This window comes from Aeromonas bivalvium, from assembly GCF_000819765.1.
Lineage (GTDB): Bacteria > Pseudomonadota > Gammaproteobacteria > Enterobacterales > Aeromonadaceae > Aeromonas > Aeromonas bivalvium.
Map to the genome: position 1 here is coordinate 202026 of NZ_CDBT01000024.1, position 16541 is coordinate 218566.

Below are 16541 nucleotides of genomic sequence, written 5' to 3' on the forward strand. Positions count from 1 at the left end.
CATATCGATTGGCGAGATTCGCACCATCAATGCGGTGTCGATGATGACCAGCTTCTGCTTGCTCACATCCATCACAGCACCCCCTTGCTGGAGGGAAGCTCGCTCCCTTCCACCCGGATGGCCTGGCGCAGGGCGCGGCCAAAGCCCTTGAACAGGGCCTCCACCTGGTGGTGAGTGTTGCCGCTGCCCACCTTCATCTGCAGTGTGATGGCCATGGCGTCCGACAGGGATCGGAAGAAGTGGGGCACCATCTCGGTGGCCATCTCCCCCACGTTGTCGCGGCCAAAGCCGCTCGGGCAGTCGAACACGAAGTAGGGGCGACCGCTCAAATCGAGCGCCGTGCTCACCTCCTGTTCGGTCAACGGGCGTGCATCGATCACCGCCTGCACCTCGTCCATCGCCAGCACGAAGCCGAAGCGGCCGATGCCGCGCTTGTTGCCAAGGGCCTGGCGCAGGGCCTGACCGAGAGCCAGCCCCACATCTTCCACAGTGTGGTGATCGTCGATGTGCAGATCGCCGCTGACCTTCAGCTTGAGGCTAAAGCCCGCGTGGGTCGCTATCTGATCCAGCATGTGATCGAAGAAGCCGATGCCGGTGGCAATCTGGTTGCCACCGCTCTTGTCCAAGTCCACCGTCACCTGGATGCGGGTCTCCTTGGTGTCGCGCTCTACCGAGGCGGTGCGTCCCCTGGCGAGCAGCTGATCACGGATGGCGAGCCAGCCGTGATCTTTTTGGTCATAGCGGATGCCGCGAATGCCCATGTTCTCGGCAAGCTGGATGTCGGTCTGTCTGTCGCCAATGACAAAAGAGTTGGCAAAGTCGATGCGACCGGAGGCCAGGTACTCCTTCACCAGGCCAAGGTGGGGCTTGCGGCAGCTGCAGCCGTCGGTGGGAAAGTGGGGGCAGATCAGCACCTGCTCCCAGGTGACGCCCTGGGATTCGAAGAGATGCATCATCAGGTCCTGCGGGGGCTGGAAGTTTTCCAGGGGCAGGCTGGCGGTACCCAGGCCATCCTGGTTGGTCACCATCACCAGCACGTAACCGGCGGCTTGCAGCTCGCGCAGCACCGGGATCACCATGGGCTCGAAGCGCAGCTTGGCGAGGCTGTCCACCTGCTTGTCGGTGACCGGCTCTTCAATCAGGGTGCCGTCACGGTCGATAAACAAAAACGGGGTCTTCATCTGTTACATCCTTATACGCTGGCTTGGGGCTGATCACGGAGCACGGCCAGCACGGCATCCATCTCGTTCTGATAGCCGACGGTGACGCGAATGCAGTGCTCCAGGCCCGGCTTGCTGGAAAAATCCCGCAAGATGATGCCGGCGGCCTTCATGGCGGCAAAGACGGCGGCGCCATCGGTGAAGCGCACCAGCACGAAGTTGCCCTTGTCCTCGAACACCTCCTGCACGCACGGGAGGGTAGCCAGTTCTGCCTTGAAGCGCGCCTTCTGCCGGTTGAGCTCCAGCACCCGCTCCTCCATCAGCTCAAGCCCCATGGGGGAGAGGGCCTGGGCCGCTATCTGGGCGATGGGCTCGGGAATGGGGTAGGGGGCGATCACCTTGGCCAGCATGGCGATGACCTCGGCATTCGCCAGGGTGAAACCGCAGCGGATCCCCGCCAGGGCAAAGGCTTTGGAGAGGGTGCGGGTCACCACCAGATTGGGGAAGCGGGCCAGCAGATCCACCACTGAGCCTTCCGGGCAGAACTCGATGTAGGCCTCGTCCACCACTATGATGGCGCGATCCCGGGCCGCCTCCAGCAGGGCTGTCAGCCCCTCGCGTCCCACCAGATCCCCGGTGGGGTTGTTGGGGGAGCAGAGAAACACCAGCTTCACGTCCGACAGGCGATCTGTGATGGCGGGCCAGTCCGGCTGGCGGCTGGCGGTGAGCGGTTGTTCCACTATGCCCACGCCACAGGTCTCGGCGCTGATGGCGTACATGCCGTAGGTGGGCGGGCAGATGAGGATCTGATCCTGGCCCGCCTCGCAGAAGGTGCGGATCAAGAGCTCGATGGCCTCGTCGGCGCCGCGGCTCACCAGCACCTGGCTCGGGTTGACCCCGGCGTAGGCTGCGTAGCCATCGATCACCTCGGCCGGCTGGCACTCGGGATAGCGATTGAGTTTGCTTCCCTCGACGGTGAAGGGGTAGGCCAGCGGCGCCTCGTTGGCGTTGAGCCAGACGTGACCCTGGCCGCCGATGCGACGGGCGGATTGATAGGGGGTGAGGGCCCGCACCACGCGGCGAGCCAGCTTGGCAATGCTCATGACAAATCCTTCTGCTGTGCTGTTTGTTGGGGCTCGGCGGCCAGGGCGTTCAACCTGAGGGTGACGGCATGCTTGTGGGCATCGAGCCCTTCCGCCTGGGCGATGCGCTGGACGATGGGGCCAAGGCCGCGAATGCCGTCTGCACTGAGCTCCTGCACCGTGTAGCGGCGCTGGTAATCGGCGAGCCCCAGGCTGGAGCAGGTGCGGGCATAGCCGTAGGTGGGCAAGGTGTGGTTGGTGCCGCTGGCGTAATCGCCGACCGACTCGGGTGTCCATGCCCCCAGGAAGATGGAGCCGGCATTCTCGAGTTTGTCCAGCAGCTGCCGCGGCGCCCGGGTCTGCACTATGAGGTGCTCCGGCGCATAGGCGTTGGAGATGGCGCAGGCCTCCTCCAGATTGTCACACAGTATGGTCAGACTGGCGGCCAGGGCCTGGGTTGCGATGTCGCGGCGGCTGAGCAGGGCCAGCTGGCTGGCCAGCTCCCCCTTGACCGCCTCGGCCAGGGCGGCGCTGGTGGTGACCAGCACCACCTGGCTGTCTGGGCCGTGCTCGGCCTGGGAGAGCAGATCCGAGGCGACGAAGGCGGGGTTCGCGCTCTCGTCGGCAATCACCAGCACCTCGGAGGGGCCGGCCGGCATGTCGATGGCGGCGCCGCGCCAGTCCCGGGAGACCTGGCCCTTGGCCTCGGTCACATAGCTGTTGCCCGGACCGAAGATCTTGTCCACCTTGGGGATCGTCTGGGTGCCATAGGCCATGGCGGCGATGGCCTGGGCGCCGCCGATGGCGAACACCTTCTCGACGCCGCAGGCGCGGGCGGCGAACAGGATCTCGTCGCTGGCCGGCGACGGGGTGCAGAGCACCACCTCGCGGCAGCCGGCCAGGCCTGCCGGAATGGCCAGCATCATCACGGTGGAGGGGAGGGGCGCACTGCCCCCCGGCACATAGAGGCCGACCCGGTTGATGGGCTGGGTGCGCAGCTCGCACACCACGCCGGGCTGGGTCTCGATGCGCAGTGGCGCCTGAGCCTGGGCGGCGTGGAAGGTGCGGATGTTGGCAATCGCCGCCTCGATGGCGTCCTTGATGTCGTCATCCAGACGGGCGCAGGCGGCCTCGATTTCGTCCTCGCCGACGCGAAGCTGCTCGCGGGGAGCGCGCTCGAAGCGTTGACTCAATTCCCGCAAGGCGTCGTCGCCCCGGCAGCGCACCGCCTTGATGATCTCTTGCACCACGCTGCCGACATCGGCCTCGTTGTCCAGGGCGGGCCGGGCCAGGGCCTCGGCCTGCCGGGCGGGAGAGAGCTGATTCCAGATCAGGGTCTGCATGATATCCCTTCCTTATTCCATCATCTTTTCGATGGGCAGCACCAGGATGGAGCTGGCGCCGAGGGCCTTGAGCTGCTCCATGGTCTCCCAGAACAGGGTTTCACTGGAAACCACGTGCAGGGCGACCTGATTGGTGTCACCGGCCAGTTGCATGATGGTGGGGCGCTCGGCGCCGGGCAGCAGATCCGTGATGGCATTGAGCTTCTCTTTCGGGGCGTGCAGCATGATGTACTTGCTCTCGCGGGCCTGCTGCATCCCCTGGATGCGGGGCAGCAGCTTGTCGATCAGCTTCTGCTTGGCGTCGCTCAGGGGGTTGGGAGCCTGCACCAGCACCGCCTTGGAGCGGTAGATCACCTCCACCTCTTTCAGGCCGTTGGCCTCCAGGGTGGCTCCGGTGGAGACCAGATCGCAGATGGCATCGGCCAGGCCTGCACGGGGGGCCACTTCCACGGAGCCCCCCAGCATCACGCTCTTGAAGCCAAGCCCCTGCTCGTCGAAGAAGCGCTTGAGCAGCCCGGGGTAGGAGGTGGCGATGCGCTTGCCGGCCAGGCTCTGCGGGCCGGTGTACACCACGTCTTCCGGCACCGCTAGGGAGAGGCGGCAACCGCCGAAATCGAGCTGTTTCAAGGTTTTGACTTCGAAGGGCAAGCCCTGGGGCTGGCGAATGAGCTGCACCTCTTCCAGCACGTTCTCGCCTATGATGCCAAGGTCGACCACCCCTTCCATCACCAGTCCCGGGATGTCGTCATCCCGTACTCGCAGGATATCGATGGGCATGTTCTCGACGTGGGCGATGAGGCGCTGTTCGCGCAGGTTGATCTTGAGGCCGCAGCTCTTGAACAGGGCTTGGGAGTCCTGGCTCAGACGACCGGACTTTTGCATGGCGATACGCAGGCGTTGTGTTTCCATTTGCTCGATTTCCTTATAGTCAAAAACGAAAAAACCCTCGGAAGTGTGTGCTTCCGAGGGTTCATGAATCTTGCGGTCCTTTTGGAAGTCACCAGTTAAGTGTCTTCCAGCAGTCAACCTCCTGAAAGACTATTCGGGATGATGATGGTGGTGATGAGTCTTCAGGATGGTGAACTTCATGTAATCAATCCTTTACAAATAAGATGTCGTAGTTGACGCCTGATTTAAACTACCTGCCTTGACAGAAAATGCAACCGAAAAATGTGATCCGGGCGATTAAAGTGGAGAAAACGGTTTTCTGGTCGATAACTAGACAGTGAGATGCCAAAAGGAGGCGACATCATGCCCAGTCAGGACCTGCTATTTCCCATCCTGCCCCGTGCACCGGCGACGCCGAGTCCGGACGACATCAAGCGGGAGGTGACCCAGATCAGCCAGAAACATCAACTGCGCAAGATTGGCACCGACACTGGCGGTGCTGGCCAGCAACACCAGCAGGAGCACCCTTCGGCCAAGGATGATCAGCCAAGGGCGCAGGAAGATGATCACAAGCCGGACCCGGACCATCAGATCGATCTCTTCGTCTGAGCACATTATCAGTCCCGCTTTCGCCGCGCTTTTGGCATAATGGCGGCTTTTACGCGGGACGCTCCTTTTGACCATCCAGACCCTGTTCAAGCCAGATGGCCCTCTGGCCAGCCACATCGAGGGCTTCAAGGCCCGCGCGCCCCAGCTGGCGATGGCCGAGGCGGTCGCGGATACCATAGCGGGGCATGGTCGCCTGCTGGTGGAGGCGGGGACGGGCACCGGCAAGACCTACGCCTATCTGGTGCCGGCGCTGGAGTCCGGCAAGCGGGTAGTGATAAGCACTGGCTCCAAGAACCTGCAGGAGCAGCTCTTCTACCGGGATCTTCCCACCATCACGGCGGCACTTTCTTACACGCCGCCGGTGGCCCTGCTCAAGGGGCGCAGCAACTATCTGTGCATCGAGCGGATGAACCGCCTCTTGAGCGAATCCCACCTGCAAAAGCCCGAGATCCTCAGCGATCTGGTCAAGGTGAAATCCTGGTCCACCGCGACCCAGACCGGGGATGTGGGGGACATCCCGGGGCTGCAGGAGAACGCCGAGATCCTTCCCCAGATCACCAGCACCAATGAGAACTGTCTGGGGCGCGACTGCCCCTACTATGACGACTGCCACCTGGTGGTGGCCCGGCGCCGCGCCATGGAGGCCCAGGTGGTGGTGATCAATCATCACCTCTTCTTCGCCGATATGGCGGTGAAAGACACGGGGTTTGGCGAGTTGGTGCCAGAGGCCCAGGTCTATGTGTTCGATGAGGCCCACCAGTTGGGGGAGATAGCCAGCCACTATTTCGGCAAGTCGGTGGGCAGCCGCGCCTTGCAGGATCTGGCCCGGGACATCCAGCTCGCCTATCGGGCAGAGGCCCATGACATGGGACAGCTTGGCAAGGCGGCCGACAGGCTTGCCATTGCCAGCCAGGATCTGCGCCTGGCCTTTGGTGTCGATGGCGGGCGGGGCAACACCCGCGACATGTTGCGTCAGCCACTCTGGGGCCAGGCGCTGGCCCGCCTCAATGATGCCATCGGGCTCTGTTATGAGGTGCTGAAACTGGCTCTGGGCCGGGGCGAGCAGCTGGATCACTGCTTCGAGCGGTTGTGCGAACTGCGTACCCGGCTTGGTGAGGTGCTGGCCATCAACCAGACCGGTTTCTCCTACTGGTACGAGTGCAGCCGGCTCCACTTTTCCCTCAATCTCACCCCGCTGTCGGTGGCCGATCGGTTCGGCGCCGAGGTGCAGCGCCCCGACGTGGCCTGGATCTTCACGTCCGCGACTCTGACGGTGGACATGGGCTTTGATCACGTCAAGAGCGAGCTGGGGCTGGCGGGGAGCCGCGAGCTTATCCTCGACAGCCCGTTCGACTATGGCGAACAGGCGCGCCTGTGCGTGCCGCGCCAGCTGCCCGAGCCCAATGCCTTCGGCCGGGGCGAGCAGTTGGCCCTTCGCCTGATCCCCCTCATCAACAAGACGCCGGGGGGCTGTTTTTTCCTCTGCACCAGCCACCAGGTGATGCGTCAGGTGGCCGAGGTGCTGCGCCGGGAAATTGGCCGTACCGTCTTGCTGCAGGGGGAGGACAACAAGCAGCGCCTGCTCTCGACCTTCGTGGAAAACGGCCGTGCCGTGCTGGTGGCCACCAGCAGCTTCTGGGAGGGGATAGACGTGCGAGGGGCGGCATTGTCCTGTGTTATCATCGACAAGCTGCCGTTTGCGAGCCCCGACGACCCGCTACTGAAGGCGCGGGTCGATGACTGCAAGTTGAAGGGGGGGGATCCCTTCGCCGAGATCCAGCTGCCCAAGGCGGTGATTGCTCTCAAACAGGGGGTGGGGCGGCTGATACGTGATCGCCGTGATCATGGCGTCCTGGTCATCTGTGATCCGCGCATGGTCAACAAGCCCTATGGCGCCACCTTTATCAAGAGTCTGCCTGCCATCCCCCGCACCCGGGACTTGACGGGGCTGGGGGATTTCTTTAGCGGACTGGCCGATGCGGCGAGTCCCGATCCGGCCAAGTCCGATCTGTTTCAATGATGCCTTTTAGAGAAGAGTCGAGAATGAATGAGTTGAAGATCCTGGCCCTGGATACCGCCACCGAAGCCTGCTCCGCCGCCCTGCTGGTGGGGGAGCGCGTTTATGCTCGCTGGGAAGAGGCGCCGCGGGATCACACCAAGAAGATACTGCCCATGGTGCAGGCCGTGCTCGATGAGGCTGGCATTGCCCTGAGCGATCTCGATGCCATCGCCTTTGGCCGGGGGCCTGGCTCCTTTACCGGGGTACGGATCGGGGTCGGCGTGGCCCAGGGACTGGCCTTTGGTGCCGGTGTGCCCCTGCTTGGCATCTCCACCCTGGCGGCCATGGCCCAGGGGGCTCATCGCCAGGAGGGGGCAACGCGGGTGATCAGTGCCATCGATGCCCGCATGGGGGAGGTCTATGTGGGCCGCTATCTGCTGCAAGACGGCATCATGGTGCTGGATGGCGAGGAGCAGGTCACGGCCCCCGAGGCGGTGGCGCAGCAGCCGACGCTTTCCGGCCTCTGGTTTAGCGCGGGTACAGGTTTTGAGACCTATGCTGATGGCCTGAGCGCCCTGGCCGATGAGCAGAAACCCTGTCCGGCGGCGCGCCTGCCCGCCGCCCTGGACATGCTGCCCCTGGCGAGGGCCGCCTGGCTGGCCGGGGCTGCGGTGACCCCGGAGCAGGCCACCCCCGTATACCTCAGAGACAAGGTAACCTGGAAGAAGCTGCCCGGCCGGGAGTGAGCCTTGTGCACCCGGTGAAGGAGACAAACATGAATGAGAGCCGTCTGTTGAGATACCTGCTGCTGGGCCTGGGTGCCCTGGTGCTGGCCGGGTGCAGCACCATCCCCAAGGAGCTGGCCTATGAGCCGGAAACCGCCCTGGTGGCCTATCAACCCGCCCTGGCGGGGCAGGAGGGAAAACCGGCCCGCTGGAGTGGCGTTATCGCCGCCGTGCATAACGAACAGGATCGCAGCCTGGTCGAGGTGGTCTATCTGCCCCTCAAGAACAATGGCGTGCCCGTGCAGACCGAGCAGAGCCCTGGCCGCTTCCTGGCGGTGATGGAGGGGTTTGTCGACCCCACCCTCTACGCCAAGGGACGCAGCCTGACGGTGCTTGGCACCCTGGACAAGCCGGTGCAGAGCCAGATTGGCGATCACAAGTATCAGTTTTCCGTGATCCGGGTGACCGGCAGCAAGCTGTGGCCACCGGTCAAGGAGGTGGAGGTGCGTTACATGGACCCCTATTTCCATGACCCTTTCTATGATCCCTTCTGGCCGCGGCGGCCGATACGGCGCTGGTGATCCTTGGCTATGACGATGGACGCCGGGATGAGAGAGGGGCAGTTGCAGCTGGCCAATGGGCGCCGTGTTGCCCTGCTGGAGTCGGGGCGTACGGGCCAGCCCCTGGTGCTGGCGCTCCATGGCTGGCTCGACAATGGCGCCAGTTTCCTGCCGCTGGCTGCCTGCCTCGAAGGGATCCATCTCATCTGTGTTGACCTGCCGGGGCACGGCCTGTCCGATCACAAATCTTCTCCTTATGTGTTCACCGACTGGCTCGACGATCTGCATCAGATCATGGCGGCGGGAGGCTGGTCTGATGTCACCCTGCTCGGTCACTCCCTCGGGGCCTTGATTGCCAGCGCCTATGCCGGCGTCTTTCCCGAGCAGGTGGTGCGGCTCATCCTGCTGGAGGGGCTGGGGCCCCTCAGTCAACCCGATGAGGAGGTGCCCGCCCAGCTGCGGCGGGCCATTCTCAATCGCAGCCTTACCCGCGAGCGCGCCTCCAGTGGTTTTGCCTCCCTCGACGAGGCGGTGGCGGCCCGCTGCAAGGTGGCCGATATCTCTCCCGAGGCGGCCAGGCTCATCTGCGAGCGCCAGCTGATCCTGCGGGATGGTCGGCTCCATTGGCGCAGCGATGCCAGATTGCGGGATCTCTCGCCGCTGCGCATGAGCGAGGGGCAGGCGAGGGCCCTGATGGCGGCGATCCGCTGTCCCGTGCTGTTCGTGCAGGGGGAGCAGGGCTTTGCCAGCCTGACGGCGCAATGGCTGGCCCGGCGGGACTGTTTTACGCAGATCCATCGGGAGTCGGTGGCGGGCAATCACCATTTTCATATGGATAATCCGCTGCAAACCGCCATTGTTATCGAAAAATTCTGTCACATTCGTTAGAATCCCCCGTTTTCAATCTTTCAGGTTTGCCTCCTTCCTCACATTTCACGATTGTTAATTGGCTGTTAATTGCTATTGCCATATGTAAAGATACCCGGCATTAGAGCGGTAACTCAAAACAAGTGATTGAAATTGGGACAGGGATGGAGGCAACACAGTGAGCGCACAGGTGCGAGTTATGCATGAGCATGAAGGCAAGCATGAGAATACCAGGTTGCAGCAGGCCGACGCCGCTGGGGAGCAGGCGGTGCCGGTCGACAAGATCTGGCTGACACGCTATCCAGAGGGGGTGCCCGCCGAGATCAATCCCGATATCTACGGCTCCCTGGTCGAGATGTTCGAAGCCTCGGTGAGCGAATTTGCCGACCAGCCCGCCTTCGTCAACATGGGGCAGACCATTACCTATCGCCGGCTCGAGGAGCAGTCCCGGGCGTTTGCAGCCTACCTGCAAAACGAGCTCAAGCTGGAGAAGGGGGACAGGGTGGCGGTCATGATGCCGAACCTGTTGCAATACCCCATCGCCGTGTTCGGCATACTGCGCGCCGGCATGATAGTGGTCAACGTCAACCCCCTCTATACCCCCCGCGAGCTGGAGCATCAGCTCAACGACTCGGGGGCCAAGGCCATCGTCATCGTCTCCAACTTTGCCCATACCCTGGAGAAGGTGGTCTACGGCACCCCGGTCAAGCACGTGATCCTGACCCGGATGGGGGACAACCTGGGGCTGGCCAAGGGAACCCTGGTCAACTTCGTGGTCAAGTACGTCAAGAAGCTGGTACCCAAATACAATCTGCCCCACGCCAGCACCATGCGCCAGGCCCTGGCCAAGGGGCGCTATCTGCAGTACATCAAGCCCGAGATCCACAACGAGGATGTCGCCTTCCTGCAATACACGGGAGGCACCACTGGCCTGTCCAAGGGGGCCATGCTGACCCATCGCAACATGATTGCCAACGTCGAGCAGTGCCTGGGGGTCTATGGTCCCGTGCTGGAGCGGGGCAAGGAGTTCGTGGTCACGGCTCTGCCGCTCTATCACGTCTTTGCCCTCACGGTGAACTGCCTGTTGTTCATGCGTCTGGGGGGATACAACTTGCTCATCAGCAACCCCCGTGACATCCCGGGCTTTGTCAAAGAGATCAAGCGCTACCCCTTTACCTGCATCACAGGGGTCAACACCCTGTTCAATGCCCTGGTCAACAACGACGAGTTCCAGAGCATGGATTTTGCCAAGCTCAAGCTCACCATCGGCGGCGGCATGGCGGTGCAGCGGGCGGTGGCCGAGCAGTGGAAGACGCTGACCGATACCCCCTTGCTGGAGGGTTATGGCCTGACCGAGTGCTCCCCCCTGGTGAGCGTCTGTCCCTATGATCTGACCGATTACAATGGCTCCATCGGCCTGCCGGTCTGCTCCACCGATATCCGCCTGGTGGATGAGGCCGGCAACCCCATCCTCGCCACCGGTACCCCGGGGGAGATGCAGGTGCGCGGCCCCCAGGTGATGACGGGCTACTGGCAGCGGCCCGAGGCCACCGCCGAGGTGATGCAGGATGGCTGGCTCTGCACCGGGGATATCGCCGTGTGCGACCAGCAGGGCTTCTTCAAGATCGTCGATCGCAAGAAGGACATGATCCTGGTGTCGGGCTTCAACGTCTATCCCAACGAGATTGAGGACGTGGTGGCCCTGCATCCCAAGGTGCTGGAAGTGGCCGCGGTCGGTGTGCCCCACAAGGTGTCCGGGGAGCTGGTCAAGGTGTTCGTGGTCAGGAAGGATCCCAAATTGACCCAGGAGGAAGTTATTGCCCATTGCCGTCAACATCTTACTGCCTATAAGGTGCCTAAGCTGGTAGAATTTCGCGACGAACTTCCCAAGACCAATGTGGGCAAGATCCTGCGCCGCGTGCTGCGCGACGAGGAGATAGCCAGGCAGGCCGGGCAATAAGCCGGGCCATCAAGCCGATATGGGGTAAACCGTGGTTCAGGCCACGGTTTTTTCTTTTGGGCCCACCGACAAGATGCAGGCAAAGATGCAATTTCAACTCATTTCAGAGCAAGCCGAGCTGGCGGCCTACCTCGCTGACCTGGCCCGGGTGCCGCTCGCCATCGATACCGAATTCGTGCGCACCCGCACCTATTATCCCCAGCTTGGTCTGTTCCAGATCTATGATGGCGAACGCCTCGCCCTGCTCGATCCCCTGACCCTGGATCTGACCCCCTTGTGGCAGCGCCTCGGCCAGGCCGACCAGATCTCCATCCTTCACGCCGCCGGGGAGGATCTCGAACTCATCCAGCACCAGGCGGGCCATCTGCCCAGCCGGGTGCACGACACCCAGCTCGCCACCGCCTTCCTGGGCTACGGGGTGTCTGTGGGGTTTGGCGCCCTGGTCAAGGAGTTCCTCGGCGTGGAGCTGGAAAAGGATCAAGCCCGCACCGACTGGCTGGCGCGCCCGCTCACCCCCCGTCAGCTGGAATACGCGGCGGCGGATGTCTTCTACCTGATGCCCCTCTACGAGAAGGTGATGACCAGACTCAGGGAGAGCGGCAAGTTTGCCTGGTTCGAGCAGGAGTGCCAGAACCACTGCGCCCGCAAGACCCAGGCCAGCGATCCGTATCAGGCCTATCTCGACATCGTCAACGCCTGGCAACTGGGGCGCCGCGAGCTCGCCATCCTGCGCGAGCTGGCGGCCTGGCGTCAGAAAGAGGCGGTACACCGGGATCTGGCCCTCAACTTTGTGGTCAAGGAGCTGCACCTGTTCAAGGTGGCCGAGCGCCGACCCGCTTCGCTTCGGGATCTCAACGAGCTGGGGCTCTCTCCCATCGAGATCAAGATCCACGGCAAGCGGATGCTGGACATAGTCGCCGCTGCCCAGCAGAGCGCTCCTGACAGCTGGCCCGAGCCTATCCGCCGTCTGGTGGATTACCCCCAGTACAAGGGGGAGCTCAAGCGCATCAAGGCCCTGGTGGAGGAGAAGGCCAAGGCCAGCAACATCCCCCCTGAGCTGGTGGCCAGCAAGAAAATCATCCACCAGTACTTCACCTGGAGCTGGCGCATGAGCGAGGAAGAGCGTGCCCGGGCCGACAAGCCCATGCTGCTGCAAGGCTGGCGCCATGAGCTGGTAGGTCACCTGCTGGCCCAGTGAGGCCGTCTGCTTCCGGTTGAGCGATAGACAACAACGGGCCCCCGCCATGGCGGGGCCCGTTTCATTGACGCTGGTGGGGTGTTCGGCCTGGCTCTGCGGCTGGCTCGACGGGCGGGGTTGGGTCCCGCGAGGGGCCCGTTACAGCTCGTGGCCGTGGAAGCCCTTGCGATAACGCTGCTCGCAGCGCGGGCAGCGCTGCCGGGTCGGATCCTGATCCAGCTGGGTCAGGGTCAGCGGCTCCTCGCAGTCCGAGCACAGACCAAACAGCCCCAGCTCAATCTGACAGAGGGTGGCGTCGATGCGCTTGAGCGCCGCCACATTCTGCTCTACCTGCGGCAGATCCAACCGACTGGTGAGATCCACCAACTGATCCCGTTCGCAGTGACTGGCCTGTTCGGCCCAGTCACCCTGACGGCTTGCCTTGAGCTGAGCGATCAGCTCCTCTCGAATTCTGGCCCAGTCGGTCAGCAGGCGATCTCGCCATCCTGCCAACTGCGCTTGCGTCATTTCACACACAGATGCCCCCAACAGACGATTACAGAGTCAGGGCAGTATAGGGAGTCGATGGGAGAGTCAAGATGACATGCGTCAAGTTAACCGTGCTTTGGCGCGCTTTTCTGGCTGGGGCCTCGGCTTGCCGGCGAGCACATAGAGCACCCCCGCCACCAGGCAGACGACGCCGGCCAGGGTCATCATAGGGGGCATGGCTCCGCGCAGCATGAAGGCGTAGAGCAGCCCCGCAAGAGTCTCGAACACGATGAGCGGACCTACCAGCACGGTCGGCAGACGCTGGCTCGCCTCGTTCCAGCACAGGGTGCCGAGCCAGGAGCAAAAGAGCCCCACCGCCCCCATCAGCAGCACGAAGCGCAGGGGCGTCGGGCCGAAGGGCAGGGGGAAGTCCGGTGCGCTCAGGGCGAGATGACCGAGACTGCCGAGGTAGGCAACGAGCGCCACCGGCAGGGTCACCAGTCCCTGGGCGGTGGCCCAGAGCGCCGGGCTGCGGCCCGGGTGTTCGCGCAGCCAGCGGGCATTGCGTAGGGGATACCAGGTCCAGCACAGCACGGCGGCCACCGCCAGGGCGAGCCCGAGCAGCTGATCGGTGCGTGTCTCTGCCTGCCAGGTCAGCTCGGTGCGGTTGACCAGGTAGAGGCCGGCCCCCATCAGCAGCAGGGCCGGGTAGAGGCGGGCGCGGGAGAGGCGGCCGTCCCGTGCGCCATAGAGGCGGTTGGCGGCCAGGGCCGTCACCACCGGCAGGGTGCCGATCAACATGGCCGCCAGGGGCGAGCCGATGCGCAAGATGGCCCCCGACAGGCAGAAGTAGTAGACGAGGTTCCCCACCAGGGTGAGGGCGAGGGCCTCGCGCCAGTCGCTGGCAGAGAGGGCCGCCAGGCGCTTGCGGGCCCGCCAGGCCAGCGGCAGCACGATGAGGCCGAAGGCGAGATAGCGGCCGCTGGCGAGCAGGGCGGGGGGATAGCCGTCCACCAGCAGGGGGGCGACGAAGATGAGCCCCCACATCAGGCCGGCCAGCAGGGCAAACAAGACTCCGAGCAACATTTTCCATATCCGTTGGAGAAGAAGAAGGCCAGCCTAGCAGGGGGGAGTGGCGGCGTATTGAACCAGATTGCGCTTTAGCGGCCGGCCTGCACCTGTTTCTGGTAGCGCACCGGGGTGGTGCCATAGCGGCGCAGGAAGGCGCGGTTGAGGTGCGACTGATCGGCCAGACCACAGGCGGCGGCCACCTCGGCGGCGGGCAGGCCGGCGGCCAGCCACCCCTTGGCGCGCTGCAGGCGGATGGCCATCAGCATCTGCTGGGGGGTGACGTGAAAGCGGGCCTTGAAGCTGCGCTGGAAGTGGTAGGAGCTGAGGTTCACCGCCCCCGCCAGCTCTGCCAGAGTGATGGGGCGGGCAAAACAGGCCTGCATATAGTCGATGGCGCGGCCCAGAGGATGGGCTGCTTCGCGCGGGGCCGCCAGGGCCCGGGCGTGGGGGCGCAGGGCCTCGCATACGGTGAGCAGCAGGCCGTCGGCGGCGAGCGCGCTGTCACAGTGCCAGAGGGCATCCAGGGTCGCTTGCAGGAGGGGAGCGGCGTGCGGGTCGCTGCGCACCGCCTCGGCAAAATGCCAGCCGCGCTCGCCGCTGATGGCCTCGAGCCGAGAGGCGGGCAGGTAGAGCATGCGATAGCGCCACCCCTGTTCGCAGGCGGCCTCGCCGGTGTGCAGCTCGTCGGGGTTCATCAGTACCAGGCTGCCTGGGCCCGCCAGGTGCTGGCTGCCGCGATAGCGAAAGCGCTCGGCACCGCACTCGATGACACCGAGGCCAAACCCCTCGTGACTATGGGGATCGAAGGCGTGGTGCTGGATGTGGGCGCGGTAGAGCTCGGTCGCAGGCTGGCCCGGCAGGGAGCGAAAATCGGCCCTGTCGTGCTGATGGGTAAAGGTAACCGGTACTCCCTGCATCCTGACCTCCTGTCATTGAGCCCTCATCATAAGGCGCCGTGGGGCGGCGGCCAAGACGAGGGCCGGGCGCGCTCAGGGGTGGCGTTCGCTCTCGACCAGCAGGCGAGCGCGGATCTCGTCGGCGTGCTTGAGCAGGCGCACCTCGGTGAACAGGGCATCGGCCTGGGGATACTCGCGCTTGAGATAGGAGAACCACTGCTTGATCCGGCTCGGGTAATAGTCCGCCTTCTCCCCGGCGAGATCCTGCTCTGTGTAGCTGACCATGAGGCGCAGGGCCTCGGACCAGCTCATGTGGGGGCAGTTCGTCTTCATCACCCGGGCCAGGTTGGGCAGGGAGACGGCGCCCCGTCCCACCATCAGGCTGTCACAGCCCGAGACCCGGGCGCAGGTGAGGGCGTCCTCATGGTTCCAGATCTCGCCGTTGGCGGTGACCGGGATGGGCAGGGCGCGGCGGATGGCATCCACATACTCCCAGTGGGCGGGGGGGCGATAGCCCTCGCGCTTGGTTCGGGCGTGCACCGCCAGCTCCACCGCGCCCCCGTCACTGGCGGCGTGGGCATTTTCCAGAAACAGCGACTTGTCATCGTAGCCCAGGCGGATCTTGGCGCTCACCGGCAGATGGGCCGGCACGGCCTCCCGCACCGCCTTGACGATGCGATAGACGGCCTCCGGCTCCTTGAGCAGCACGGCGCCCCCCTTGCTCTTGTTGACCGTGGGGGCGGGGCAGCCGAAGTTGAGATCCACCCCGGGGGAGCCGAGAGCGATGGCGCGCACCGCATTCTCTGCCAGCCACTCGGGATGCTGACCCAGCAGTTGCACCCGCACCGGGGTGCCGGCGCGGGTCTTGCCCCCTTGCCTGAGTTCGGGGGCGATGCGGTAGAAGACCTTGGTGGGCAGCAGCTGATCGACCACCCGCACGAATTCGCTGACGCACAGGTCATAGTCGTTGACGGAGGTGAGCACCTCCCGCATCAGGTGATCGAGCACCCCCTGCATGGGGGCCAAAATTACGCGCATAACTGCTTCCGAAGACAAGGGGAGAAAAAAGAGCGCAGATTGTAGTGGCAATGGCTGGCGTTGTCAGCCGTCTGCCCACTCGATGAGCCTAATCGACTGCCGCCGCATGAGCCGGGCTGTCAGCTTCCGGGCCAACTCTGTTAGGCTAAAGGCAGAGATGCATTCAGAGGAGTACCCATGAAACGCTGGTGTCTGATGGCCCTGGGCTGGCTCGCGTTCGCCACCGGGATAGTCGGGATAGTCCTGCCCCTGCTGCCGACCACCCCCTTCATGTTGCTGGCGGCGGCCCTCTTTGCCCGCTCGTCGCCCCGTTTTCACCGCTGGCTGCTGGCGCACCCCTGGTTCGGGCCCCCCATCCATGACTGGCAGTTGTATCGCGGCATTCGGCGCCATGCCAGGCGCCGCGCCATCCTTTTCATCCTGGTGAGCTTCGCCTTCTCCCTGGCTCTGGTGCCCGTCGACTGGGTGCGCTGGCTGCTGATTGTCATCATGGTGATCCTGCTCACCTGGCTAATACGTTTGCCTGTGCTGGAGCCGGTTGCAATGAAGAAGTGAAGTCCCTAAGCTATTGCGGCAATAATGCTATGGAGTTGGCCTGTCGTTTTTGCACGATGGGCCTTTTTGTTTTCCCGGCGCCTGGCCCATCGGCCTGTGCCGGGTCAAAAAATAAGCGGTCA

16 protein-coding genes and 1 other annotated feature are annotated in these 16541 nt (G+C 63.8%); of the genes, 8 read left to right on the top strand and 8 right to left on the bottom strand.

From position 1 onward, the window contains the following. Positions 1-71: 71 nt before the first annotated feature. The 4 genes from hisB to hisG are packed head-to-tail and all read right to left on the bottom strand — an operon-like array spanning position 72 to position 4494. A complete protein-coding gene (gene hisB, locus BN1119_RS09580; protein ID WP_041997109.1) occupies positions 72-1181 on the bottom strand; it encodes a bifunctional histidinol-phosphatase/imidazoleglycerol-phosphate dehydratase HisB in 1110 nt (369 codons plus the stop codon). A gap of 11 nt (positions 1182-1192) precedes the next feature. Continuing rightward, positions 1193-2263, bottom strand: a complete 1071-nt coding sequence (hisC, locus tag BN1119_RS09585) for a histidinol-phosphate transaminase (RefSeq protein ID WP_041997112.1) — start codon at positions 2261-2263, stop codon at positions 1193-1195. After that, a complete protein-coding gene (hisD, locus tag BN1119_RS09590; protein WP_041997115.1) occupies positions 2260-3585 on the bottom strand; it encodes a histidinol dehydrogenase in 1326 nt (441 codons plus the stop codon). Before hisD ends, hisC begins: the two co-directional genes overlap by 4 nt. A 12-nt stretch (positions 3586-3597) precedes the next feature. After that, positions 3598-4494, bottom strand: coding sequence for an ATP phosphoribosyltransferase (gene hisG / locus BN1119_RS09595; protein WP_041997120.1), 897 nt, complete (start codon positions 4492-4494; stop codon positions 3598-3600). Between the two features lie 25 nt (positions 4495-4519). Next, positions 4520-4648 (bottom strand) — a sequence feature (His leader region). A 188-nt stretch (positions 4649-4836) separates the two neighbouring features. Between hisG and BN1119_RS09600 the strand changes: the two genes are divergently transcribed. The 7 genes from BN1119_RS09600 (at position 4837) to rnd (ending at position 12391) form a co-directional block, all read left to right on the top strand. Further along, on the top strand, positions 4837-5082 hold the full coding sequence (locus tag BN1119_RS09600) for a hypothetical protein (protein WP_041997124.1): 246 nt from the start codon (positions 4837-4839) through the stop codon (positions 5080-5082). 67 nt (positions 5083-5149) lie between these two features. Then, a complete protein-coding gene (locus BN1119_RS09605; protein WP_041997126.1) occupies positions 5150-7102 on the top strand; it encodes a DNA repair helicase YoaA in 1953 nt (650 codons plus the stop codon). Between the two features lie 23 nt (positions 7103-7125). Continuing rightward, positions 7126-7827 carry a tRNA (adenosine(37)-N6)-threonylcarbamoyltransferase complex dimerization subunit type 1 TsaB gene (gene tsaB / locus BN1119_RS09610; RefSeq protein ID WP_041997128.1) on the top strand — a complete coding sequence of 234 codons (702 nt, stop codon included), beginning with the start codon at positions 7126-7128 and terminating at the stop codon, positions 7825-7827. A 29-nt stretch (positions 7828-7856) separates the two neighbouring features. Next, on the top strand, positions 7857-8387 hold the full coding sequence (locus BN1119_RS09615; protein ID WP_041997131.1) for a Slp family lipoprotein: 531 nt from the start codon (positions 7857-7859) through the stop codon (positions 8385-8387). 27 nt (positions 8388-8414) lie between these two features. Further along, positions 8415-9254, top strand: coding sequence for an alpha/beta fold hydrolase (locus tag BN1119_RS09620; RefSeq protein ID WP_409337747.1), 840 nt, complete (start codon positions 8415-8417; stop codon positions 9252-9254). Positions 9255-9432: 178 nt separating this feature from the next. Beyond that, complete coding sequence (gene fadD / locus BN1119_RS09625) at positions 9433-11193, top strand: long-chain-fatty-acid--CoA ligase FadD (RefSeq protein WP_244463715.1); 1761 nt, start codon at positions 9433-9435, stop codon at positions 11191-11193. Between the two features lie 85 nt (positions 11194-11278). Then, on the top strand, positions 11279-12391 hold the full coding sequence (rnd, locus tag BN1119_RS09630) for a ribonuclease D (RefSeq protein WP_041997134.1): 1113 nt from the start codon (positions 11279-11281) through the stop codon (positions 12389-12391). A 138-nt stretch (positions 12392-12529) separates the two neighbouring features. Here rnd and BN1119_RS09635 read toward each other — a convergent pair whose 3' ends face one another. From BN1119_RS09635 to dusC, 4 genes are all read right to left on the bottom strand, one after another. Then, positions 12530-12898 carry an RNA polymerase-binding protein DksA gene (locus BN1119_RS09635; protein WP_041997137.1) on the bottom strand — a complete coding sequence of 123 codons (369 nt, stop codon included), beginning with the start codon at positions 12896-12898 and terminating at the stop codon, positions 12530-12532. Between the two features lie 81 nt (positions 12899-12979). Continuing rightward, complete coding sequence (locus BN1119_RS09640; protein ID WP_041997139.1) at positions 12980-13945, bottom strand: DMT family transporter; 966 nt, start codon at positions 13943-13945, stop codon at positions 12980-12982. 74 nt (positions 13946-14019) lie between these two features. After that, a complete protein-coding gene (locus tag BN1119_RS09645) occupies positions 14020-14847 on the bottom strand; it encodes an AraC family transcriptional regulator (protein ID WP_041997142.1) in 828 nt (275 codons plus the stop codon). A gap of 72 nt (positions 14848-14919) precedes the next feature. Further along, the gene (gene dusC, locus BN1119_RS09650) at positions 14920-15864 is read right to left on the bottom strand and encodes a tRNA dihydrouridine(16) synthase DusC (RefSeq protein ID WP_041997145.1); all 945 of its coding nucleotides are present in this window, start codon (positions 15862-15864) and stop codon (positions 14920-14922) included. 177 nt (positions 15865-16041) lie between these two features. On the opposite strand from dusC, the gene BN1119_RS09655 reads away from it, so the two are divergent. Beyond that, on the top strand, positions 16042-16419 hold the full coding sequence (locus tag BN1119_RS09655) for a YbaN family protein (RefSeq protein ID WP_041997148.1): 378 nt from the start codon (positions 16042-16044) through the stop codon (positions 16417-16419). Positions 16420-16541 lie beyond the last annotated feature (122 nt).